Source organism: Aquimarina sp. Aq78, from assembly GCF_900299525.1.
Taxonomy (GTDB): domain Bacteria; phylum Bacteroidota; class Bacteroidia; order Flavobacteriales; family Flavobacteriaceae; genus Aquimarina.
In genome coordinates, this window is sequence record NZ_OMKA01000031.1 from 111,313 (window position 1) to 133,694 (window position 22,382).

22 protein-coding genes and 1 tRNA gene are annotated in these 22,382 nt (G+C 32.3%); 16 read left to right on the forward strand and 7 right to left on the reverse strand.

Annotated features, from left to right (window positions below):
* Window positions 1-24 precede the first annotated feature (24 nt).
* The 4 genes from DG435_RS23625 to DG435_RS23640 all read left to right on the forward strand — a co-directional run bounded on the left by DG435_RS23625 (window position 25) and on the right by DG435_RS23640 (window position 5,267).
* The gene (locus DG435_RS23625; RefSeq protein ID WP_159025412.1) at window positions 25-1,200 is read left to right on the forward strand and encodes a S41 family peptidase; all 1,176 of its coding nucleotides are present in this window, start codon (window positions 25-27) and stop codon (window positions 1,198-1,200) included.
* A 211-nt stretch (window positions 1,201-1,411) separates the two neighbouring features.
* A complete protein-coding gene (locus DG435_RS23630) occupies window positions 1,412-2,107 on the forward strand; it encodes an intradiol ring-cleavage dioxygenase (protein WP_106790876.1) in 696 nt (231 codons plus the stop codon).
* A gap of 140 nt (window positions 2,108-2,247) precedes the next feature.
* Window positions 2,248-3,996: a helix-turn-helix domain-containing protein gene (locus DG435_RS23635; RefSeq protein ID WP_106790734.1), complete on the forward strand. Its 1,749-nt coding sequence runs from the start codon at window positions 2,248-2,250 to the stop codon at window positions 3,994-3,996.
* A gap of 140 nt (window positions 3,997-4,136) precedes the next feature.
* Entirely contained in the window at window positions 4,137-5,267 is a 1,131-nt protein-coding gene (locus tag DG435_RS23640; protein WP_106790735.1) for a T9SS type A sorting domain-containing protein, read from the forward strand.
* 155 nt (window positions 5,268-5,422) lie between these two features.
* Here the strand turns inward: DG435_RS23640 and DG435_RS25745 are convergent, their stop codons facing one another.
* The 3 genes from DG435_RS25745 to DG435_RS23645 form a co-directional block, all read right to left on the reverse strand.
* The gene (locus DG435_RS25745; protein ID WP_159025413.1) at window positions 5,423-5,596 is read right to left on the reverse strand and encodes a hypothetical protein; all 174 of its coding nucleotides are present in this window, start codon (window positions 5,594-5,596) and stop codon (window positions 5,423-5,425) included.
* A 58-nt stretch (window positions 5,597-5,654) separates the two neighbouring features.
* Entirely contained in the window at window positions 5,655-5,828 is a 174-nt protein-coding gene (locus DG435_RS25750; RefSeq protein ID WP_159025414.1) for a hypothetical protein, read from the reverse strand.
* A 318-nt stretch (window positions 5,829-6,146) separates the two neighbouring features.
* Entirely contained in the window at window positions 6,147-6,719 is a 573-nt protein-coding gene (locus DG435_RS23645) for a hypothetical protein (protein WP_074407250.1), read from the reverse strand.
* Between the two features lie 336 nt (window positions 6,720-7,055).
* Between DG435_RS23645 and DG435_RS23650 the strand changes: the two genes are divergently transcribed.
* Window positions 7,056-8,756 (forward strand): response regulator transcription factor, encoded by a 1,701-nt coding sequence (locus tag DG435_RS23650; RefSeq protein ID WP_106790736.1) that lies wholly within the window; start codon window positions 7,056-7,058, stop codon window positions 8,754-8,756.
* A 129-nt stretch (window positions 8,757-8,885) separates the two neighbouring features.
* Entirely contained in the window at window positions 8,886-9,062 is a 177-nt protein-coding gene (locus tag DG435_RS25755) for a hypothetical protein (protein WP_159025415.1), read from the forward strand.
* Between the two features lie 56 nt (window positions 9,063-9,118).
* Here DG435_RS25755 and DG435_RS23655 read toward each other — a convergent pair.
* Window positions 9,119-9,191 (reverse strand) — tRNA-Phe (locus DG435_RS23655).
* A 98-nt stretch (window positions 9,192-9,289) separates the two neighbouring features.
* Here DG435_RS23655 and DG435_RS23660 point away from each other — a divergent pair.
* From DG435_RS23660 to DG435_RS23695, 8 genes are all read left to right on the forward strand, one after another.
* Complete coding sequence (locus DG435_RS23660) at window positions 9,290-10,021, forward strand: type III pantothenate kinase (RefSeq protein WP_106790737.1); 732 nt, start codon at window positions 9,290-9,292, stop codon at window positions 10,019-10,021.
* The gene (locus tag DG435_RS23665) at window positions 10,018-11,262 is read left to right on the forward strand and encodes a hypothetical protein (RefSeq protein ID WP_106790738.1); all 1,245 of its coding nucleotides are present in this window, start codon (window positions 10,018-10,020) and stop codon (window positions 11,260-11,262) included. Before DG435_RS23660 ends, DG435_RS23665 begins: the two co-directional genes overlap by 4 nt.
* A 20-nt stretch (window positions 11,263-11,282) precedes the next feature.
* Entirely contained in the window at window positions 11,283-12,653 is a 1,371-nt protein-coding gene (locus DG435_RS23670; RefSeq protein ID WP_106790739.1) for a M48 family metallopeptidase, read from the forward strand.
* A gap of 26 nt (window positions 12,654-12,679) precedes the next feature.
* Window positions 12,680-13,210 (forward strand): LPS export ABC transporter periplasmic protein LptC, encoded by a 531-nt coding sequence (gene lptC, locus DG435_RS23675; protein ID WP_106790877.1) that lies wholly within the window; start codon window positions 12,680-12,682, stop codon window positions 13,208-13,210.
* Between the two features lie 9 nt (window positions 13,211-13,219).
* Window positions 13,220-13,414: a hypothetical protein gene (locus DG435_RS23680; protein ID WP_369872392.1), complete on the forward strand. Its 195-nt coding sequence runs from the start codon at window positions 13,220-13,222 to the stop codon at window positions 13,412-13,414.
* Window positions 13,415-13,417: 3 nt separating this feature from the next.
* Complete coding sequence (locus DG435_RS23685) at window positions 13,418-14,686, forward strand: hemolysin family protein (protein ID WP_106790741.1); 1,269 nt, start codon at window positions 13,418-13,420, stop codon at window positions 14,684-14,686.
* A gap of 13 nt (window positions 14,687-14,699) precedes the next feature.
* The gene (locus tag DG435_RS23690) at window positions 14,700-15,392 is read left to right on the forward strand and encodes a lysoplasmalogenase (RefSeq protein ID WP_106790742.1); all 693 of its coding nucleotides are present in this window, start codon (window positions 14,700-14,702) and stop codon (window positions 15,390-15,392) included.
* A 146-nt stretch (window positions 15,393-15,538) separates the two neighbouring features.
* Complete coding sequence (locus tag DG435_RS23695; protein WP_106790743.1) at window positions 15,539-17,665, forward strand: peptidylprolyl isomerase; 2,127 nt, start codon at window positions 15,539-15,541, stop codon at window positions 17,663-17,665.
* An 88-nt stretch (window positions 17,666-17,753) separates the two neighbouring features.
* Here the strand turns inward: DG435_RS23695 and galE are convergent, their stop codons facing one another.
* Together galE and DG435_RS23705 are read right to left on the reverse strand one after the other, a co-directional pair.
* Entirely contained in the window at window positions 17,754-18,770 is a 1,017-nt protein-coding gene (galE, locus tag DG435_RS23700; RefSeq protein WP_106790744.1) for a UDP-glucose 4-epimerase GalE, read from the reverse strand.
* A 42-nt stretch (window positions 18,771-18,812) separates the two neighbouring features.
* On the reverse strand, window positions 18,813-19,268 hold the full coding sequence (locus DG435_RS23705; protein ID WP_106790745.1) for a GAF domain-containing protein: 456 nt from the start codon (window positions 19,266-19,268) through the stop codon (window positions 18,813-18,815).
* Between the two features lie 195 nt (window positions 19,269-19,463).
* On the opposite strand from DG435_RS23705, the gene DG435_RS23710 reads away from it, so the two are divergent.
* Both DG435_RS23710 and DG435_RS23715 read left to right on the forward strand, forming a co-directional pair.
* Entirely contained in the window at window positions 19,464-20,018 is a 555-nt protein-coding gene (locus DG435_RS23710) for a DUF3347 domain-containing protein (protein WP_159025416.1), read from the forward strand.
* A gap of 194 nt (window positions 20,019-20,212) precedes the next feature.
* Window positions 20,213-20,977: a M15 family metallopeptidase gene (locus tag DG435_RS23715; protein ID WP_234387019.1), complete on the forward strand. Its 765-nt coding sequence runs from the start codon at window positions 20,213-20,215 to the stop codon at window positions 20,975-20,977.
* Window positions 20,978-21,079: 102 nt separating this feature from the next.
* On the opposite strand, the gene aceA is transcribed toward DG435_RS23715, so the two are convergent.
* Window positions 21,080-22,357, reverse strand: a complete 1,278-nt coding sequence (gene aceA / locus DG435_RS23720) for an isocitrate lyase (protein WP_106790747.1) — start codon at window positions 22,355-22,357, stop codon at window positions 21,080-21,082.
* Between the last annotated feature and the right edge of the window lie 25 nt (window positions 22,358-22,382).

Below are 22,382 nucleotides of genomic sequence, written 5' to 3' on the forward strand. Positions count from 1 at the left end.
TTAAACTTATAAAAGAAAATAATGATGAAAAATATATTTAAGACACCGTTATTGTATTTTTTACTGGTATTGGTTATTGGTTCTTGTAGTAAAGATGATGATGCCACAATAACAGATGGTAATAGTACTTTAATAGAACAACAAAAGATATTTAAAGAACTTTGGGATATCTATGATAGGCATTATCCTCTAATGCATAGAAAAAATATAAACTGGCAGAATGTGTATGATACATATTACCCAAAAATCACTACTACAGCTTCTGACAACCAGTTGTTTGGGGTTTTTGAAACGATAATGGGTACTGTTGTTAAAGATGGGCATAGTAGTTTAACTTTTAATACCAGTCAAGAAGCAGGATTTGAACCAGAATTTGATAGAAATATTCAAAATATGATCCAAGACAATACTGCTGGTAAAGTGAATATTGTTTCGAGTAGTGCCAACAATCCATATTTGTCGTATGGTACTGTAACAAGCGATTCTAATATCGGATATATCAATTCAAAAAATTTTGAACCTGTAAATGAAAATGACAGTGAGTTCAATAATTTTAAAGCTATTGTTGATGAGGCATTAACAGCATTGCAAAATAAAACAGGGGTTATTATAGATGTTCGTACTAATGGAGGTGGGCAAGGGCCATTTGCTTACTATTTGGCAGGTAGATTTTTTGCAAACAATACTCCGATAGAATTAATACGTCAACGTATAAAAACATCTACAGGAAGTACAGTGGCTTCTCTTGGTGAATGGGCAACAAAGGAGTTTGAAGGATATCCAGATGCTAGAGTAGAAGGTGGGTTTGTAGCAGGAGTTTTTCCAGAAGATAACACTATTGTTGCTTCGGGATCATTTCAATTTACCAAAAAAGTAGCGGTATTGACTTCAAAAGGAACTGCAAGTGCAGCAGAGTATTTTACGGCTGCAATGAAAACTCAGGCTCAGGTTAGGACAATAGGAAGTACGACTTTCGGAATCTTTGCCGGGAGCGATATTTTTACTTTAACTAATGGAGGAGGCAAATGGAAAACTCGGGTTTCAACTCACGATGTAGAGGTTAAGTATAACGGTGTTTTTCAGTCCTTTGAAGGTATTGGGATTCTGCCGGATGAACTGTCTATCCCGACTGCAGTGCAAGTAGCAAATGGAGATGATATTCATCTAAATGCTGCTGTAAGGTATATTAATAATAAATAGGGTAAAATAAACTTTGGTTGTTGTTTATATATAACATTTAAATGTATTTCAGTCTTTTGAGTGAGTGTGCGTTCTTTTATATAAGTTTTTGCGCTATCAACAGATATGTAATTTTAAAGAAAAGATATTTTATGAATTAATAAAGTGTTGTGGGGTGTTTCTGTGTTATAGTAATATGATTACGCCCCTGCAACCACAAATTATAAATATGATGGATAGAAAGAAATTTTTAAAAAATGGTGTGGCAGGAATAGGTTCTATTATAGCAATCCCAACGTTAATAACATCTTGTAATAAAGATGATGATGCAGGAGGAGGTGCTGTAGATGCTGGAGCGTGTATAGTCTCCCCGGTAGAGACAGCAGGGCCGTTTCCAATTAAAACACCGGCAGATTTGGTAAAAGAGAATATAATTGGTGATCGTACAGGAATTCCATTAAAAATAACAATACAGGTGCAAAATGTGAATAGTAACTGTGAACCATTAGTAGGTGCTTTTGTGGATATTTGGCAATGTGATGCAAAAGGGAATTATTCTGAATATTCTGGTCAGTTAGATGGGGATTTTACAAGTCAAAAATTCCTAAGAGGACGACAAACCACAGATGCCAATGGTAATGCTTCGTTTATAAGTATATATCCAGGATGGTATCCTGGTAGAGCTCCTCATCTTCACTTAGAAATTTTGAAATCATCAGGAGAATCATTGCTGATTACTCAAGTTGCTTTTCCAGAAAATATTTCTAAAGCAGTATATGCTACTACGAATTACAAAGGGGATTTTGATACTTCAAATGCTCAGGACGGCATATTTTCGGGTGACATTAATCGTAGTATAGCGAATTCTGTAACAGGAAATATAACCAATGGATATACCCTTACGGAGACGATAAAAGTATCAGGATGAATTTGAAATGCTAGAAGTTTTTAGTTTTTGTTGTAAAAATGGCTTTGCTGTATTTTTTTGATGAATTTAGATTAGTCTACTCTTTTAATATTTTTTTAATATTTTTAAAATATAAATCTTAGGGAGTTTATATAAACATCATGCAAAAATTACAGCTAATAATTCTTGGTCATGTCATCTTTTTTTGCATGATCACTTCAGGACAGAATAAAGATTCAACAGCTACACTATTTGATATAGACGATTCAATCTATCAGATGCCTGTAAAAGAAGTTAAAATGCTGATTTATAAAGCTTACGGTTCTGATAAAGATTTAGCTTTGCAATATAGTATTGGTTTTTTAGAACAAGGAATACATCAGGAAAACTACGATATACAACAGTATGCTAGTATGTATATAAGCTATATTTACTATAATAAATCAAAGTATAGGAAAGCACTAACATATACTGAAATATCGATAGAAGCAGCTACCAAAATTGAAGATTCTCTTAAATTGGTAGATAGCTATATTCTTCAGGGAGGAATTTATATGAGGTTGGCTAATTATAATGAATCTCTTAAGTCTTATCTGAAAGCCGAAAAAATAGCTATTGATAAAGGTTTAAAAAACAAAGAATTAATTTGTATAGCTAATATTGGCTTTGTTAGAATTGAATTAAAGCGATATTCTGATGCTTTAGAAGTGCTGGAGAAGGTTATATCAAAATTAGAAAAAGAAGAGTATAGAGATACAAAAAAGCAATTTGAGCATACATATATTAGGGTCATTTTGTCTAAAGGGCTTTGCCTGAAAGAACTCAATAGATTGGACGAGGCTTTACTCACATATCAAGAAGGTACCGAGTTGGCAAATACGTATGACTTGAAGAATATAAAAGGGAATTTTTATATTAATACTGGAGATGTTTTTTATGAAAAAGGAGAATATCATAAAGCCTTAGGATATCTAAATGAAGGTAAAAAAATATTGAGGAGTGTACAGTCTTCAAATTTTTCAAATATTTTATTAGCAGAATTTTATAGTGCACGTTGTCTTTTCAAGTTAGAAAAACTTAAAGAGGCATTGGATTTATTGATATATAACTTTAGTGTAATCAAAGAAAATAATATCCAAAAAACGGATAAGCTGCATGAAATGTATGAATTAGCTATTCATATAGTAGAACAACTAGAAGATAGAAATTTAATAGTATCGCTTAATAAAGATTATAGAGAAACATTTAGTAAGATTAGTGAAGATCAGCTTAAAGCCAGAGATGTGCTTTATAATCGAGATATTTCAAAACTTAAAATAGATAATAAATCATTAGTGGCCAGATACGATAAAAAGAAGTATACTACTACAATAGCTATTGGTATTGCTTCTATTTTATTGCTTGTATTGGTGTTTATGTTTTTTAGATTTAAAATAAAATCAAAAGAGAATGAAAAGCGCTTTCAAAAACTTGCGAAAAGTATTAAAGAAAAATCCTTTGATGATCACCAGAAAACTATAAAAAAAGATAGTATTAAAGATGAAAAAGTGAATAGTATTCTCGAGGAATTAAATAAGTTACAGGATTCACTTTTTTTTCTTTCCGAAGACTGTAACTTGTATACTACTGCAAAAAAAATAAACACCAATACAACATACCTCTCTAAGACGATAAATACATATAAAAAACAATCATTCAACCAATATCTGAATGAATTGAGAATCCATCATGTGATTTTAAAATTACATGATAATGCAAAATTCAGATCTTATACAATAGAAGCTATCGCTCAGGAAGTAGGGTATAAAAGTAGTAACACATTTGTTAAAGCATTTAAAGATAAAACAAATTTAAACCCTTCCTTTTATATAAAGTGTCTTGATAAAAGTGAAAACTTTCAAAGCACTTAAGTGTAATTGTATAAGAGTTGTCATATTTTTTAAAAACCTCAAATTTATAAATTTGAGGACAAGGATGATAGCTTTACAGAGAATACCCAATACTTTTGAAGTTCAAGAATCAATTTGTAATTCTTTAAAAACAAAATATTATGATCAAAAAGGTACTTTTTTTTCTCATACTTTTATTTACATTAACCATTCAAGGGCAAGGTCAATCTGGCTCTGGCTTCGATTATTTAATAGAAATTAATATTGATATAGTAGACGCAGAAACATATACGTTATATGTATCTAATCCTATATCCGATGAATTATATCGTAATGAATATGTAGGATTTAAGTTTATAATATGTAATGAGAACAATATAACCCCACCGTATTTTAAGGTACGATATGATTTTTTTAATCAAAATTCGAGAGCATCAGTTGTACATATTGATGGGGCGCAAGATCCTATAATAACCATTCCGCCTCCTCCAACAAGAACACCTTCTACTGCCAATTGTTATGAGTTTATTCCAGATCATCATTACCTTCAATTTAATCTAATTAGTAATGATTATGCTTTAGAAATGACTTCAGAATACTTTTGGAGTAATTTACCCGACCCAAAATATTATCCAATTACAAGCTCTATATATAAAGAGATTATTGTTAAAGACCCTGCACCTGACCTTGAGGTGTTTCCGGTTAATGCTGAGTTAATTATTGGTGATGGTATTTTTGGGCAAATGCAATCTACTTGTGTTGTTAGTAATGTTGGTAAGAAAATTTCACCTCAGACTGTGATCAATTATTATATTTCTACAGATACTATTATTGATAAACAAGATATTTTTTTAAGTAGTAGAGAGATTTCTTCTTTAGAACCAGCACAAAGTCAGGAAGTAAGAATTGGGTATCGTCATTTACAAAATAATATAAAACCAGAAGTTGAATACTATCTGTTATACAGTTTAGATCCAGGCAATATGATATTAGAATTGAATGAATCGAATAATATTTCATACATGCCTCTTTCTGGTAATAAGCGTTTACAAAAATCGATACAATTGTACCCTAATCCTGCTAGGAATAAAATATCAATCTCTGAGATCCCAGAAAAGATACAGATATATGATATGTATGGTTTGTTAATTGGGGAGAAAAAATATAGCGATAGGGATTCTAATATGAAAACAGTATATACACATGATATTTCAAAATTTAACTCTGGTATGTATTATTTCCATATCTACAGGGGTAAACAAAGGATTATTAAAACTTTTGTCAAAGAATAATTTTTTACCTTCATTAGGTTAGAATTTAACATCTTTTAAAAAAACAAAAAGAATATTGTTGTAAAATATTGATTATAAAACGGTTGATGTAATGTGTGAAAAATGGGGTTTAATTTTTTAAACCCCATTTTTTAAATAAACGTTATAATTTGTGTTTACTTTATCATCTCAAAGCAACGTCCAGTAGCACTACAGCTACCGCCACATGTTCTAATACATTCGTAGTATTCTTCTCCGTACATTTCATCGTGATCACCAGCTTTTAAAGATTTTTTTTCTTTATGGTTTAATTGTTGAACTCCTTCTAAATTTAAAATGTTTTGTAACATAATGTGTTTTCTAAGTTAAACTTGATTTATAAAATTTTTGATATTAATTCTTTATGTGTTATAGCGCAAAATAATCCTTGCCATCTTTTCCTTTTAGTACAAAATAATCCTTGCCATCTTTTCCTTTCAGAACAAAATATGTTCTACCATCATCACCCCCTCTAATAGTACTTAAGTCATTTTCTTTTTTTAATACCTGTACTCCTTTTAAATTTGAAATGTTTTGTAACATAATGTCTTTTTTTAATTAAACTTGATTTATACATTTTGAAGCTGATGAGTTGCTTCGATATAAAAGTAGTTGAAACGATGGTTCGGTTTGTTTAGCACTTCATCAGATTTATAAATTTGAGGATTTATAAATTTTATAAAGAGCTTGGGTTGCTTTTGTATCAACAAAAAAGAGGTATAATTGAAGTTATAAAAACAAAAAACCCAAACATCTGTTTGGGTTTTTCATGGCGTAATTCCTTCAGATAAATATCAACATGTATTTTACTCACAAACTCAAAATGATTTTTGAAGGCACCTTTTCTTATCGATTATATTTTTAATACACCCAGCCAGTTACTCCTTCATATTTATATCCGGCGTTAATACCTTCAGAATAATTTTTGGTATACAGGTGATCAGAATGTTGAGTGTTGTAAAAACGATAGAGTTTTTTTCTTCCGTTACCTGGTTTTTTATGTATTAAAACAAGTCGGGAAACATCTTTCCAACCTTTACTGATTAAAGTTAAAATTTCGGTAGGGCTAGTTGTTAAAACGAAATCTATTTTTCTCGGATGTAACAAAAAGTATAGCTCGTTATATGTATTAAAATCGATTTCCCGGCGAGATCTGGCTACGTCGGTCCTAAAGGAAACCCCTTCTCTACGGCCTATTCCAATACCTTGACCTCCTTGTGTTTTATAGGTATGAAGAGATGCAGATCCCCCGCTATAATATCGATACACATTTTGAGAACTCAAAGCCCTTGATTTTGTATTGATATTGTTTTCAGTTGTATTAGAAACTTGCTCTAGAGGTAACTCTTCATTTTCTGACTCACAAGAAGTCAATAGTAAACATATTGCAAAAGTCAAATTTAAAATTGAAACTAAGAATTTGGTTTTTTTCATGGTTTTAAGAGTTTTAAAAATTAGTATTTGATGAAATTAGTTTTAAGATTGGTATGTATTCATCCCCTACAGAATTCAAAAATATGACGATGAGTACATGAAATACAAAGTAATATTCTTGATATTTATAAATTTAAACCGATACTTTGTGTATGTTGTAAGAGTTTGGTTTTTGCTATTGTATATCAAACTATGTGTTGAATAAATTATTCACATTGTTTTTTTTGGTAGTTTTATTTCGTATTATTTTTTATGTCATTCACTTATATATTGAATTAAAAGATATGGTTTTCGAATTCTGTTGAGCAGTTTTCAAGAACTATAAAAATCACTTTAATGATCAGGAAGTATTCATTTTTAGGTTATCTGCTAATTTTATTTGTTTTTGCGCAGCAATTACGCGGACAGGTTAAAAGGCCTAATGGTGCTCAGGATTCACTAGATTTTGATGAATTAAAAGAGATAATTGCAGAGCAACAAGAAGACTCCCTAAAATTAAAAATAGCACAGGGCTCTCTCGATAAAGCCATAAATCGATTAGATACATTGCGTATGGCCGATGCATATTATTTTTTATCCAAACTAAGTCGTTCTAATCAATTACGTTATGCAGATAGTCTTATTGTAATTACCAAGAATAAAAATTATGAAAGATATCCGGCATTGGGTTATTTACGCAAGGGTAATGTGCGTTATGAAGAAGGAAACTATAAAGAGGCTTTAGAACTTTATCTCATAGCCTCAAAATCTGCAAAAGAAAATGGGAATGAGCTGTTATATCTAAAGTTGAAATTTAATATAGGATTATTAAAAAATACAGCTGGAGAAAGGGAAGAAGCTCAAGCTATTTTTTTGGAGTATTTAAGCTTTTTAGATCAAAACCCTAAATTTAAAACCTCAAGTACGTATAATAGAGTGCTATTTGCTCTTACTGATTCATACATTTATAGTAATCAATTTAAACTGGCCGAAGATTATATTGATAAAGGAATTCGGGAAGCATTAAAAACAAATGATATATCTATATATTCTAATTTTGTTGTGTATTCGGGGATGTATGAATATTTCTCTAAAAACTACAATCAGGCAATTGACAGCCTTGAAAAAGGAAAAAATTTAATACAAAAGTCTGATGAGGTAAAAACAAGAATTGCTATCTGTGATTATTATATTGCGCGTTCATATCAGGATCAGGGTATGGCAGAGCAGAGTATACAATATTTTAGAAATGTAGATCGTATTCTCAAAGAAACTGAAGATGTTATTCCCGAATTAATAGATACATATGATTATTTGATTGCTGATTCTAAATCAAAAAAAAATCTTGAAAAACAAATTGAATATATCAATACACTATTAAGATTAGATAGCATAAGACATGCTAATCAAATATATTTAACCAAAAACATTAACGAGAGATACGATACTGTAGAATTAATTTCTGAAAAAGAAAAATTAATAGATCAGTTGCAACGCGATAAATTCTTAAAAGAAGAAACCATAACTATTCTAATTGTATTTCTTGTTGTTTTGATCATACTTGCTACATATGGTTTTCGAAAAAGCTATGTAAATAAAAAACGTTTTTTAAGATTACTTGAAGATCAAAAAACCAAAGAGCATAATCTACTAGATTTTGTTGATATCAATACTAATATTTCAAAAAAAGAAGATATAGATATCCCAAAAGATGTTGTCGAAACGGTATTAAAAAAGCTTCATAATTTTGAGAATTCGGTTAAATTTTCTAAAAAACATTATACGCTTAACTCATTAGCCAAAGAGCTAAATACAAATAGCGCATATTTATCAAAGATTATAAATGTGTATAAAAATGTGAACTTTGCAAATTATCTCAATAATCTGAGAATTGATTTTGCGGTAGATGAACTTGCCTCTAATAAATCATTACGTTCCTATACGATCAAGGCCATTGCAGAAGAGGTAGGATTTAAAAATGCACAATCGTTTTCTTCTGCGTTCTATAAAAAAACAGGCATTTATCCATCTTACTTCATTAAACATTTAGAGATTTAAAGTAAAGGCTTATAGTGTCTACTTCAATGTTTTTATACCTTAAATTTATAAATATCAACTAGTATGTCATATTAAGAGTTAGTTAAAAGCTATATTTTTAATATTAAGAACACACAAACCGAAATTGTTATGAAAACAAATAAGAAAATAAAATCATTTAAGTTAGAAAAGATAAAAATTACCAAATTGGTGAATGCAAATACAATCAAAGGAGGTGATAGTATACCGCCTGCCTCACAAAGGTTGTGTAATACAGAGAAGAAGTGTTTCACGATACTAACAAAAACAGTTCCCGTAGAGGAATAAGGTGTTTTTTAATGATATATAATAAAAAACCCGAACATTTGTTCGGGTTTTTAAGGTGGTGCCTCCAGGAATCGAACCAGGGACACAAGGATTTTCAGTCCTTTGCTCTACCAACTGAGCTAAGGCACCTTGCTGTAAGCGGATGCAAATATAGAACGCTTTTTTTAATACACAAAAGAAAAAATTAAAAAAATCGTTTTGTACTTTTGCGACTTACAAAATAAAGTATGAATCTCATTATTGATGTAGGGAATACATATACCAAAATAGGAGTTTTTGAAAAATCAAAAATTATCTATAAAAATAAGATTGAACAACATTGTTTTAAAGAGGCAATCCAAAAAATCAAAGAAGAATACCCTTTGATCACCGATGCCATCCTTTCTTCAGTATCTACTATAGAAGAGAATCATATAACAGATGTTAAAAGTTTGTATAACACGCTTATATTAGATCACCTGGTAGAAATGCCATTTAAGAACCTGTATGAGACCCCATCCACACTAGGAATAGATCGATTGGCTTTGGTGGCAGCAGCTGTAAATCAATTTCCTAATAAGGATGTATTGGTAATTGATGCAGGAACTTGTATAACATATGATTTTAAAAACAAAAAAGAAGAGTATCTTGGTGGCGCAATTGGACCAGGTGTGCGACTAAGATATGAGAGTCTTCATAATTATACAGCAAAACTACCACTGTTGCAGGTAACTGATCCAAAAAATTATATAGGAAACAGTACAGAAGAGGCAATACATTCGGGAGTAGTTTTTGGAATTTTGCATGAAATTAATGGAGTAATTGAAGAATATTGCAACATTTATACTGATTTAACAGTTATTTTAACTGGTGGAGATGCACATTTTTTGTCTAAAAGATTAAAAAATAGCATATTTGCCACTTCTAATTTTTTGTTGGAGGGATTAAACCACATTTTAGCTTTTAATAATAGTAAATGATAAAGAAGATTTTAGTGATCATATTGGTACACGTTGCCATAATATCTTACGCTCAGGAAGGGACTTCGTCTCCGTATTCTTTTTATGGGATAGGGATTCCGAAGTTCAAAGGAACAGTAGAAAACAGATCGATGGGGGGATTGAGTATATATACAGATAGTATTCATTTAAATCTTCAAAACCCCGCATCTTTTGGAGATTTGAGACTTACAACATATACGGTAGGAGCATCATATCGTAGATATCAAATTAGTAATACCAATCAATCATCATCAGGAGAGAATGCCTCATTAGATTATTTGGCTATTGGTATTCCTGCTGGTAAATTTGGCTTTGGCTTTGGAGTTATTCCTCTTACCTCTGTAGGATATGAACTCAATAGTGTTAAAGACGATGGAAGTGAGCTTCGATTTACCGGAAGTGGAGGATTAAATAAGGTCTTTTTGGCAACAGGGTTCAAAGTTAACAAGAATCTGAGCGTAGGTATAGATTTAAATTATAACTTTGGGAATATTGAAAATAAGACAATATTACGAAGACCGGGTGTTCAATTTGATACCAGAGAAATAAATAATTCAGATTTATCATCTTTTAGTTTGTCTTTTGGGGTGACATACAAAACTATGATCACAGAGAAACTAGAATTAGTTGCTTCTGCAGTATCAACACCTTCTTTTGAATTAACAACAGATAGTACAAGAGAGCTTGCTACGATTGTTATTGATAATAGTGGTAGAGAAGGAGTTGTAGAAAGACAAGATGTTGCTGTAGAAGACAAAGAAATAGATCTTCCCGCCGAATTTAAGTTTGGTGCTGGGATTGGAGAACCCAAAAAGTGGTTTGCAGGCGCAGAGTATATATATATGGATTCTGGAAAATTTACTAATCTTGCATCTAACCAGGATAATGTTGTATATGAAAACGCTTCAAAATTCAAAGCAGGAGGGTATTATATTCCTAATTATAATTCGTTAACAGGTTATTTTAGCAGGGTGGTATACCGCGCTGGATTTCGTTATGAAGAGACAGGGTTAAATATTAATAACGGTTCGATTAATGAGTTTGGCATATCTTTTGGAGTAGGCCTACCAGTTGGTAGATTATTCTCGAATACTAATATAGGTTTTGAGTATGGTCAACGGGGAACAACAAATTTTGGGCTGGTTAAAGAAGAGTTTTTTAATATCTCTTTAAGTTTATCATTAAATGATAAATGGTTCAGAAAAATAAAATTTAATTAAATACAATAATTACTACAGCTATGAATACTAAAGTTTTATTTATAATAGCAACAGGATTAGTTTTAAGTACTACGAAAGTAAGTGCTCAGGCTACAGACTGTGCAACTACAGCATCCATCGCTTATGAGCATGCTAAGGTGAAGAATTATACTGCTGCAGAGGAGCCTCTGTGGAAAGTGAGAAAAGAATGTCCTACATACAGCGTTGCAACATATCAATTTGGACAAAAATTGTTAGTAGCTAAGTATAAAAAAGCTTCTGCTGCAGAGAAATCTGGTCTTGCAAATGAAATAATTAAACTGTGGAAGGAACGTTTTCAGTATTTCCCGGCAAAAACTAAAATTGGTGATATGCATTCTGATATAGGTCAGTTAATGTATGATAATAAAATCGGAACCAAAGAAAATCAGTTTTTAGAGTTTGATAAAGCATATACAAAAGATAAGAAAAACTTTAAAAGACCTAAGAAATTATATACCTATTTCTCTCTTTTTGTAGATCTTCATGGTGAAGGAAAAAAAGAACTTCAAGGAGTTTTTGATCTATATGATGATATTACAGAAAAGATAGAAAATGAAGAAAGTAGATTGGCAGGAATAATTGCAGGACTTACAGAAAAGGAAGAAGCAGGAACTACATTGTCGTCTAAAGAAAAAAGAAAACTAAAAAATTCTGGAATCAACTTAACTGCTTTTAGTAAAGTAAAAGCAGGGATTAATCAGAAACTTGGAGAGTTGGCTGATTGTAAAAATCTAATACCTCTTTATACTGGGCAGTTTGAGTCTAAAAAAACAGATGTTAGCTGGTTAAAAGGTGCTGCAGGAAGAATGTCGGGAAAAGACTGTACAGGAGATCCATTATTCTTTAAACTGGTTGAGGCTTTACATAAAGCTGAGCCATCAGCAAAAACAGCATATTATTTAGGGATCTTAGCGCAAAAAGATAGAAAAATGACTACAGCAAGGAAATACTATGACCAAGCTGCAGAAATGGAAGAAAAACCTAGAGATAAAGCTAAAGTATATTTCAAAATTGCAGAAATGCTTAAAAAGCAGGGAGCAAAGGGTAAAGCTAGATCCTATTATAGAAAAACGCTTAAGCATAGACCATCTATGGGAGTTTGTTATCTTAGAATTGCAAGTATGATAGCAAGTAGTGCAAATAGTTGTGGAGCTGATGTGTTTAGCAAAAGAGCGGTATATTGGTTGGCAGAAAACTATGCTAGAAGAGCAGGGAAAGTAGATCCAAGTTTAAGATCTACCGCAAATAAGTTTGCAGCTAACTATCATGCTAAAGCACCAACAAAAACTGATATCTTTAATAACCCAGAAAAAAAATCTATAAGTATTGGATGCTGGATTGGTGAAACGGTTAGAGTGCCAAAGCTATAATGCAGAATAAAAAAATATATACAATAATGAACATTGTCACAGCATTTGCTGTGACAATGTTTTTTTCATGTCAATCAACATCAAAAAATGATCTGGGAGATATAGGTATAGAAGACGCTCCTATTGCAGAGGGGTATGAGATAAATCTTAAATATACAGATTCAGGAAGGCTTACAGCAATACTTAAAACATCAAAAATATTAGATTATTCTAACAAATCTTTTGTGTATCATGAATTCCCAGAAGGTATCGTGTTAGATATCATTGATAAAGAAGGAAAGGTAAGTGTAGTTACTTCAGATTATGCAATTTCTTACCAGCAAACAGGGCTAATCGATATGAGAGGTAATGTAGATATACGAACTGCTGATAGTACCCATTTACAAGCCAAGCAGTTATATTGGGATCAAAATATTAATTGGATATTCACAGATCAACCCTATAAAAGTTATTTGCCAGATGGGACAATTAATGAAGCAGATGGTTTTGATGCTAATCAGGATTTTACTATCTTGAATTCAAGAATAAATGATGGGGTAATGTTTATAGAGGAGTAATCCAGTACTATGATGAAAGTATTTAGATTTTTTGAATATGCCTACTTGGCTATTATGTGTTTTTTTATTTACGAAGCATATGTAGAGTGGGGACAAGAAGGCGGAAGAAGTATACTTTATATTTTCTTTGCAATCGCTGCAATTTTTATGTTTTTCTTTAAAAGAAACTTTAGAAAACGATTTGATGCCAATAACAAAGACTAATTCATGGAATTACATATCATTGTTATTATTCTTTCTCTTATTCTTTCAGCTTTTTTTTCAGGAATGGAAATAGCCTATGTTTCTTCTAATAAAATACATATAGAGATTGAGAAAAAACAAGGAGGATTTATCTCAAATATCCTGGCTCGCTTAACAAAAAAACCTTCCAAATTTATTGCAACAATGCTCGTTGGTAATAATGTAGCATTGGTTATATATGGGTTTTATATGGGCGAAATATTGATGAAAGTTATAGCAGGATATTTTCCTGAAATAGCAGGCAGTATTACTTTGTTACTACAAACAACTATTTCAACTTTAGTGATTCTAATTACGGCAGAATTTTTACCCAAAGTGTTCTTTCAGATTTATTCTAATACATTGCTTAAAGCCTTTTCGTTTCCAGCATATATCTTTTATGTTGTATTTACACCTATTTCATCATTTGTAATTTGGGTTTCTGATTTTGTGCTGAAAAAATTTTTGAAAACAGACGGAGATCAAGTTCAACTTGCTTTTAGTAAAACAGAACTGGGGGATTATATAAATGAGCAAATGGAAACTATCGAAGAGCATGATGAAATTGATAGCGAAATCCAGATTTTTCAGAATGCTTTGGATTTTTCAGATGTTAAGTCAAGAGAGGTAATGGTTCCCAGAACAGAGATAATAGGAGTAGAAAAATTACAATCAATAGAAGAAGTAAGTACCTTATTTATAGATACAGGTCTGTCAAAAATAATTGTTTATAATAATACTGTAGACGATATTATTGGGTATGTACATTCTTTTGAATTATTTAAAAAACCTAAATCGTTAAGGGCAATTCTTCTACCAGTGGTTTTTGTTCCTGAAACAATGTTTGTTAAAGATGTACTGAATCTTCTGACCAAAAAACATAAAAGTATAGCTGTAGTGATCGATGAGTATGGAGGCACCAGTGGTATTATTACTGTAGAAGATATTGTAGAAGAGCTTTTTGGTGAGATTGAAGACGAGCATGATTCTATAGCGCTTATCGAAGAACAATTATCAGAAAATGACTATCGATTTTCTGCAAGAATAGAAGTAGATCATATCAACGAGTCTTATAAATTAGACCTTCCGGAAGATGAAAACTATGAAACATTGGGAGGGATGATTGTAAACCATACCGAAGAAATCCCTCAGCAAGGTGAAGAGGTAAAAATAGACGGTTTCAAAATTAAAATTATAGAAACTTCTAATACTAAAATTGAGATTGTAGAATTGCATGTGATACCAGAGGATTAATAATACAGTTGCGATGAGCACAAAAACACGAAATCAGGGGATTGTAGTATTTATTATAGTTTATATCATTATTGTGATATGTGACTTGGTTTGTAGTAGTAATGATGCATATTCGAACCTTAGAGGCATTACAAAGCCTTCAATTCTGGGTTCATTAATCACCTTTTTTTTAATACATAGAAAAGGCCTTGGTATTTCTATATTTAGATTAATGATATTGGCCTTGTTGTTTTCTTTGGCCGGAGATGTACTGCTTTTATTTGTCATACAATCTCAACTTTTCTTTATTGCAGGTTTAGTTATGTTTTTGTTGGCACATGTAATGTATATTTTGGTCTTTCTTAAAAAACATAATAAGCATAAAAAAAATAAAGTTTTTCTTATACTAACAGTTGCTTATGGTGTGGGCTTGTTTTATTTGTTATATCCAGGGCTAGGAGATATGTTAATCCCGGTGATGGTGTATATGGTAGTTATTTTGTTAATGTCAAATGCATCGTATCTAAGAGAGAAGCGTGTCTCTCAGGTGAGTTATCTCATGGTTTTTATAGGCTCTTTATTTTTTATGGTTTCTGACAGCATTTTAGCGGTTACAATGTTTTACCAGCCTTTGCCTATGAGTAACATATGGATTATGACTACGTATGCGACAGCTCAGCTTTTGATAGTTTTAGGTGTTTTAAGACAAAAAAACCAAATTTTTTAAAGTAATAAAAGTACGTAAAAACCGGACTATTGTATATTAAGAACCGAAAGAGTTAAAACTTCATAAGACTTTCAGTTTTTTAATTGGTATTATTACAATAAAATGGTACTTTCGCCCACTATATTTTGAATAAATTATAAAATACCATGGCAGTTTTAAATAAAATCAGACAGCGTTCGGTTTTTCTAATCGTAATCATTGCACTAGCACTTTTCTCTTTTGTTTTAGCAGATTTGATTCGTAATGGAGGAGCCATTTCCCAGAAAGCTGAAAATACGATTGCAACAATAAACGGAAAAGATATTGATCGAACTGAGTTTGCTAGAAAAGTAGAACTAGCATCAAGAAGTTTTGGAGGAGGAACATCAAGCATCCAGGCAGTAAATTATGTATGGAATCAAGAATTGAGAGAAACAGTTTTTGAAGAGCAATTCGAAGAGCTAAATATTAGAGTAGGAGAAGATCAGGTAAACCAATTGTTAGAAGAATCATTAGCAAGTAACCCTACGTTTCTAAATGAAGCAGGAGTTTTTGATAAAGCCAAAATGCAAGAGTATGTAGCTAATGTAAAAGCTACTTCGCCACAAGCATATCAACAATGGTTAGATTTTGAAGTTTCTGTAAGTAAAGGTGCTAGAGAGCAAACTTATCTTAATATGATCAAAGCTGGAGTTGGATCTACACTTAAAGAAGGAGAGCTGGCTTATAAAATGGAAAACGACAATGTGGATATCAAATATGTACAGCTTCCGTTTTCTAGTATTGAAGATACAGAAGTAGAAGTGACTGATGCAGAAATTAAAGCGTATATCGATGCTCATAAAGATCAATATAAAGCAGAAGCTTCAAGAAGTATACGTTATGTGTTGTTTAATGAAGTTCCTAGCGAAGAAGATGAGAATCAGGTAAAAGCAGAAGTAGCTGCATTATTAGATGATAAAGTAGAGTTTAATGAAGCAACCAAAACGAATGACTCGATTTTGGGATTCAAAAATATTGATGTAAAAGACGCAGAAGAGTTTGTAAATCAAAATTCTGCGGTAAAGTTTGATGGGGGATTTAAGTTTAAAAAAGATTTACCAACTACAGAGGCAGATACAATTTATAACCTTGGTATAGGAGATGTATATGGTCCTTATAAAGATGGAGATTATATTAAAATTTCAAAAGTAGTTGCACAAAAGCAAATACCAGACTCGGTTAAAGCAAGTCATATTTTGGTTTCTTGGGCTGGATTAGGTACTGCCGGTGATACAAAACGAACCAAAGAAGAAGCAAAGACCTTAGCAGATAGTATTATTGCAGTAACCCAGGCGGATAATACAAAATTCTCAGCGCTGGCAACACAATTCTCTGCAGATACTTCTAGTAAAGATAAAGGAGGAGATCTTGGGTATTTCTCACCAGGCAGAATGGTTCCTGCTTTTAATGATTATTGTTTCGAAAATAAAACTGGAGATCAGGGAATTATAGAAACACAATTTGGATATCATATTATAAATATAGAAGATCAAAAAAATGAGCAGAAAGCTATAAAAGTAGCTACAGTAGCTCAAAAAGTTGAACCAAGTGAAAAAACTATCAATGCTATTTTTACTGAAACAACCAAATTTCAGATTTCAGCTAGAGATAAAGATTTTGAGGAAGTTTCTAAAGAAAATGAATTAGCTGTACGACCAGTAAATAAAATCAAAGAACTAGATGAAAACATTCCTGGGTTAGGAGCTAGAAGAGCAATTGTGCAATGGGCTTTTAACGAGGAGTCTAAAGTTGGTGAAATAAAACGCTTTGATATTCCTGAAGGTTATGCAGTAGTTCAATTAACTGAAAAAGAAGATGAGGGATCAATGAAAGTTGAAGATGCGGGTTTAACCATAAAACCAATCTTGGTTAAAGAAAAGAAGGCAGAAAAATTAAAAAGTAAAATTTCTGGTAGTGCACTTGATGCAATCGCTCAAAGTCAAGGGCAAACTGTAAAAGTTGCTTCTGCATTGACTATGAAAACTCCAACTATTAGTGGAGCGGGAACTGAACCAAAAGTAGTAGGAACAGCCTTTGCGTTAGAATCAGGAAAGATGTCCGGTCCTATTGTTGGTAATAATGGAGTGTATGTTATAGAAGTAACTAAGAAAACACCAGCCAGTGGTTTAGATACATATATGAGCTATGCATCACAAGTTTCTAAAACTCAAACAGGAGCAGTTAATACTAAAGTTTTTGAAGCACTTAAAGAAGCTGCAGAAATAGAAGATAAGAGATCTAAATTCTACTAGAAGATATAGTAGATTGATATAATACAATAAAAAATCCTGAAGAACTATTCTTCAGGATTTTTTATTGTATCAGTTCTAATTTTTGTTTCTAACTTCTAACCTTTTGTTCCCATTTCCAGGCAGAAGTAAGAGAATCGTCTAAACTACTTTTTGCTTTCCACCCTAGTTCATTATTTGCTTTAGTGGTATCTGCATAGGCTGCTGTGATATCGCCTTCTCTTCTTTCTACAATTTTATAATTTAATTTTTCCTTAGATACTTTTTCAAAAGATTGTATCACTTCAAGAACAGAACTTCCTGTTCCAGTGCCCACATTAAACACTTCGTAATTAGATGCATTCTTACCTTCTAGCAATCGCTGTAAGGCTACTACATGAGCTTTTGCAAGATCTACGACATGTATATAGTCTCTAATACAGGTTCCGTCTGATGTAGGGTAATCATCACCAAACACAGACAATTGCTCTCTTAGCCCTATTGCGGTTTGTGTAATAAAAGGAATCAGGTTTTGAGGAACTCCAATAGGTAGTTCTCCGATTTCTGCCGAAGGATGCGCTCCAATTGGATTAAAATAACGTAAAGCAATAGCTTTTAAGGCTGGGTGTACTTTACAGGTGTCTCTTATAATCTCTTCTCCAATCTGTTTTGTGTTTCCGTAAGGAGATTCTGCTGTTTTAACCGGAGCATTTTCTGTGATTGGTAACTCATCTGCTTGGCCATATACAGTGCAGGAAGAACTAAAAATAAAACTAGCCGATGCTTTATCAGCTAATTGTTGAAGGATATACACCAGAGTCGATAAATTATTCTCATAGTATAATAAAGGTTTTTCTACGCTTTCACCTACGGCTTTTGATGCTGCAAAATGAATAACCCCTTCTATGTCATTATGACGTTTAAAGAACTCTTGAACCTTATCCTTTTCTCTAAGATCAAATTTTTCAAAAACAAGATCTTTTCCTGTGATTTCACAAATTCCTTTAATCACATCGGGTGATGAATTCGAACAATTGTCAATAATAACAACTTCATACCCTTTGTTTTGTAACTCTACAACGGTGTGAGAACCAATAAACCCCAATCCCCCCGTGACTAAGATTTTCATATGTAAAATGATTTAATATTTGCACCAACGAAGGAACAATAATTAAAGGATTTTAGCAACTTCTTGATTTACAAATTCTAAAAATCGCTCATCTTTTTCTGTAAATGGATCTGAGCTCTCAGAGTCAATATCAATCTGGCCGATATTTTCTCCGTTCTTGAATAGAGGGATTACAATTTCGGATTTAACAGTTAGACTGCATGCGATATAATTATTTTGTGCTTGCACATCCGGAACCACAAAATTCTCATTAGAAATAGCAACCTGACCACAGATTCCTTTTCCAAAGGGAATGATATCGTGATCTGTTTTTTCGCCAACATATGTGCGTAGTTTTAACTCTTCTTTATCCTCGTTTTTAAAATAAAAACCAACCCAATCATAGTGGTCTATATTTTCTTTAAGTAGTTTGCAAATCATATACAATCTATCTGTGACAGATTCATCATTATCTTTAAGTATATGAGTGATCTGGGGTTTTAAATCTTCAAAAAGCATTCCTGTACAATTTTTCCCGGCAAAAATATCTAAAAAAATTATAAAAGCCTCTTATTTAGAATGGTATTGTTTTGTTAAAAAATCTTTCAAAAAATAAAAATGCATTGGTGATTGTTTTATATATAGAGTATTTTTGGTGCTTTAACAGTAAAGAAACTAGATTAATTTTTAGTGTATAATTACATATATAGTGTTTTGAAAACAACAGGAAGATTTTTTGTAGTATTAGTGTTTATGGCGCTAGCGGCCATATCTTGTAATAAAGACAAGAAGCCCGAATCGGTTATTATTGATGAAGGTGTAAATGAAACTGTCGATTATAATAAGACAGATTCTAGATCAGAAGTTAAGTTTTCTGATGTGAAAATTCAAAAAATATATGATTTGTATTTATCTGTAAAGGCTGCTCTGGTAAATTCTAAGAGTGGTGTTGTACAAGCAGAAACAAAAAAATTAGAAGCTGTTATTGAAGACTCAGAAGAGAATATGCAGCTTAAAGCAGTTTCAAAACTCATTTCACTAACCAAAGACATTAAAAAACAACGTGATTTTTTTGTTACACTAACTAGTGAGGTAGAAAAACTAGTTGGTAACGCTGAAATTACATCGGGAGAAGTGTATAAGCAGTTTTGTCCTATGGCATTTGATGGAAAAGGAGGGTATTGGTTATCTGATTCTAAAGAGGTTAGAAATCCATATTATGGAAAAGAGATGCTTGTCTGCGGAAGTGTAGAAAAGACGTTTAAATAACAGGTTAATTCGTGTTGTTGTAATATAAAATATAAAAAATATTTTGTCTATAGAGAAGTAAGAAAATACTTATAATAGAAATATTGATTATATTTAAAGAAATCAAGTACGTTAATAAACTTAATTTTGAGGGAAATTTGAGATATTAAAAACGTACTGGATTAGTATTGTAATTGGGATAAAACAAAAAGGATATGATTGAGAAAAAATTAATCTTGTTGATTTTTTCTGTACTCTTTTTTTCCTGTAGTGAAGCAAAGATAGTCCCTGGACCTACAGTCCGGACGATTGCTCTTATAGAAAAATCTAAAGCACTACAGTTACGAGGAAAAAAAGTAGAACAGAGTATGCTCAGAAAAAAAGATTCGATAGTAATGCTTATCGGGGGACCGAGTATAGAAGTCACTTCGAATGATAAAGATTTTGTAAACATAGAAAGCATGTCTAATGAATTTATTTTGGACATGAAATATGCTACTTCTGATAATTTTTTAAAAGAAAAAGTATATTCTTGTGCCAAATGCTTTGTTAGAAAAGATGTAGCAGAAGCACTGATAAAGGTGAACAATGATTTACTTGCTCAAGGGTATAGAATACAATTCTTCGACTGCTATCGTCCATATAGTGTGCAGAAAAAAATGTGGAAGATTTTTCCTAATCCTGGGTATGTTGCAGATCCTAAGGGAGGATCAGTACATAATAGAGGAGCAGCTGTAGATATTACTTTAGTCAGATCAGCAGGTGGGCATGTTGATATGGGTACAGATTTTGACCATTTTGGAAAAAAAGCACATCATTCTTACAGCTCGCTTTCACAAACGGTACTTGGACATCGTAAGCTATTAAGGGAGGCTATGGAGAAGCATGGCTTTAAGACTATAAGAACAGAATGGTGGCACTATAATTTTAAAGGAAATACAAAGTATAAAATATCAGATTTTAGATGGAAATGTGATTAATACTTGAGGTGGGTAATGACTAAAAAAAAACGACACTCACCTTAATGAATGCCGTTTTTAGAGCATAATAATTGTAAAAATCGGAAAAATCATGCTTTATATTTAAAACTGCTCGACTTCTGTACTACCTTCCATAGCAACAGTCGAAGCTTTACCTGCAGTTACTGTATTTTGTACAGCGTCAAAGTAAGTAGTGCCTACAAACCCTTGATGTTTTACTGCGCGAAATCCATCTTTTTGTAGTGCAAATTCCCTTTCTTGTAATTCAGAATAGCCTGCCATTCCTCTTTCTTTATATGCTTTAGATAATTCAAACATACTTGTGTTTAATGCATGAAATCCTGCAAGAGTAATAAATTGAAATTTATATCCCATAGCAGCTAACTCTTCTCTAAATGTTTCCATTTCTGAAACAGAAAGCTTTGCGGCCCAGTTAAAAGAAGGAGAACAATTATACGCCAGCATTTGATCTGGATATTTAGCATGGATAGCTTCAGCAAATTTACGAGCTTGTTCTAAATCTGGATTACTGGTTTCCATCCAGATTAGATCTGCATATGGCGCATATGATAGCCCTCTGTCTATACCTTGCTCTATTCCGTTATTTACATGAAAGAAACCTTCATCTGTACGTTCTCCTGTAACAAACTTTCTGTCACGCTCGTCTACATCACTGGTTAATAAATTAGCTGCATCGGCATCGGTACGTGCAATAATAACCGCTGGTACTCCCATTACATCTGCAGCAAGACGAGCTGCTACTAATTTGTTGATTGCCTCTTGAGTAGGGACTAATACTTTTCCGCCAAGATGTCCACACTTTTTTGCAGAACTTAATTGATCCTCAAAATGAACTCCACTGGCACCCGACTCAATCATAGATTTCATCAATTCAAAAGCATTTAGGTTTCCTCCAAAACCAGCTTCGGCATCTGCTACGATAGGAACTAAATAATCCTTTTTGTTTTCTTCGCCATTTACTACTTGTATTTGATCTGCTCTTAGCAAAGCGTTATTGATTCTCTTTACTACTTGGGGAACACTATTAACAGGATATAGAGATTGATCTGGATACATTTGTCCTGCAAGATTAGCATCGGCAGCTACCTGCCATCCGCTTAAATATATAGCTTCTAATCCAGCTTCTACTTCCTGTACTGCCTGATTACCTGTTAGCGCACCTAATCCCGCTATAAACCCCTGTGTTTTTAGTTTCATCCATAGTTTTTCCGAACCTTGTTTGGCTACGCTATGTTCGATTTTGTATGATCCTTGTAATTTTACTACTTCTTCGGCAGTATACGGACGTTCTACATTTTTCCATCTTGGATTTGTAGTCCAATCGATAATCAATTCTTCTATTCTTTGTTCTGTGTTCATGACTTATTGATTTTACTATATATTG

Excerpts from the sequence above, each read along its gene's own strand:
- DG435_RS23705 (WP_106790745.1), bottom strand. The coding sequence starts at position 19,268 with ATGCTTTTTGAAGATTTAAAACCCCAGATCACTCATATACTTAAAGAT.
- DG435_RS23665 (WP_106790738.1), top strand. The coding sequence starts at position 10,018 with ATGATAAAGAAGATTTTAGTGATCATATTGGTACACGTTGCCATAATA.
- galE (WP_106790744.1), bottom strand. The coding sequence starts at position 18,770 with ATGAAAATCTTAGTCACGGGGGGATTGGGGTTTATTGGTTCTCACACC.
- DG435_RS23625 (WP_159025412.1), top strand. The coding sequence starts at position 25 with ATGAAAAATATATTTAAGACACCGTTATTGTATTTTTTACTGGTATTG.
- DG435_RS23660 (WP_106790737.1), top strand. The coding sequence starts at position 9,290 with ATGAATCTCATTATTGATGTAGGGAATACATATACCAAAATAGGAGTT.
- lptC (WP_106790877.1), top strand. The coding sequence starts at position 12,680 with ATGAACATTGTCACAGCATTTGCTGTGACAATGTTTTTTTCATGTCAA.
- DG435_RS25745 (WP_159025413.1), bottom strand. The coding sequence starts at position 5,596 with ATGTTACAAAACATTTTAAATTTAGAAGGAGTTCAACAATTAAACCAT.
- DG435_RS23690 (WP_106790742.1), top strand. The coding sequence starts at position 14,700 with ATGAGCACAAAAACACGAAATCAGGGGATTGTAGTATTTATTATAGTT.
- DG435_RS23695 (WP_106790743.1), top strand. The coding sequence starts at position 15,539 with ATGGCAGTTTTAAATAAAATCAGACAGCGTTCGGTTTTTCTAATCGTA.
- DG435_RS23650 (WP_106790736.1), top strand. The coding sequence starts at position 7,056 with ATGATCAGGAAGTATTCATTTTTAGGTTATCTGCTAATTTTATTTGTT.
- DG435_RS23630 (WP_106790876.1), top strand. The coding sequence starts at position 1,412 with ATGGATAGAAAGAAATTTTTAAAAAATGGTGTGGCAGGAATAGGTTCT.
- DG435_RS23685 (WP_106790741.1), top strand. The coding sequence starts at position 13,418 with ATGGAATTACATATCATTGTTATTATTCTTTCTCTTATTCTTTCAGCT.
- DG435_RS25750 (WP_159025414.1), bottom strand. The coding sequence starts at position 5,828 with ATGTTACAAAACATTTCAAATTTAAAAGGAGTACAGGTATTAAAAAAA.
- DG435_RS23635 (WP_106790734.1), top strand. The coding sequence starts at position 2,248 with ATGCAAAAATTACAGCTAATAATTCTTGGTCATGTCATCTTTTTTTGC.
- DG435_RS23640 (WP_106790735.1), top strand. The coding sequence starts at position 4,137 with ATGATCAAAAAGGTACTTTTTTTTCTCATACTTTTATTTACATTAACC.
- DG435_RS25755 (WP_159025415.1), top strand. The coding sequence starts at position 8,886 with ATGAAAACAAATAAGAAAATAAAATCATTTAAGTTAGAAAAGATAAAA.
- DG435_RS23680 (WP_369872392.1), top strand. The coding sequence starts at position 13,220 with ATGATGAAAGTATTTAGATTTTTTGAATATGCCTACTTGGCTATTATG.
- DG435_RS23670 (WP_106790739.1), top strand. The coding sequence starts at position 11,283 with ATGAATACTAAAGTTTTATTTATAATAGCAACAGGATTAGTTTTAAGT.
- aceA (WP_106790747.1), bottom strand. The coding sequence starts at position 22,357 with ATGAACACAGAACAAAGAATAGAAGAATTGATTATCGATTGGACTACA.
- DG435_RS23645 (WP_074407250.1), bottom strand. The coding sequence starts at position 6,719 with ATGAAAAAAACCAAATTCTTAGTTTCAATTTTAAATTTGACTTTTGCA.
- DG435_RS23715 (WP_234387019.1), top strand. The coding sequence starts at position 20,213 with ATGATTGAGAAAAAATTAATCTTGTTGATTTTTTCTGTACTCTTTTTT.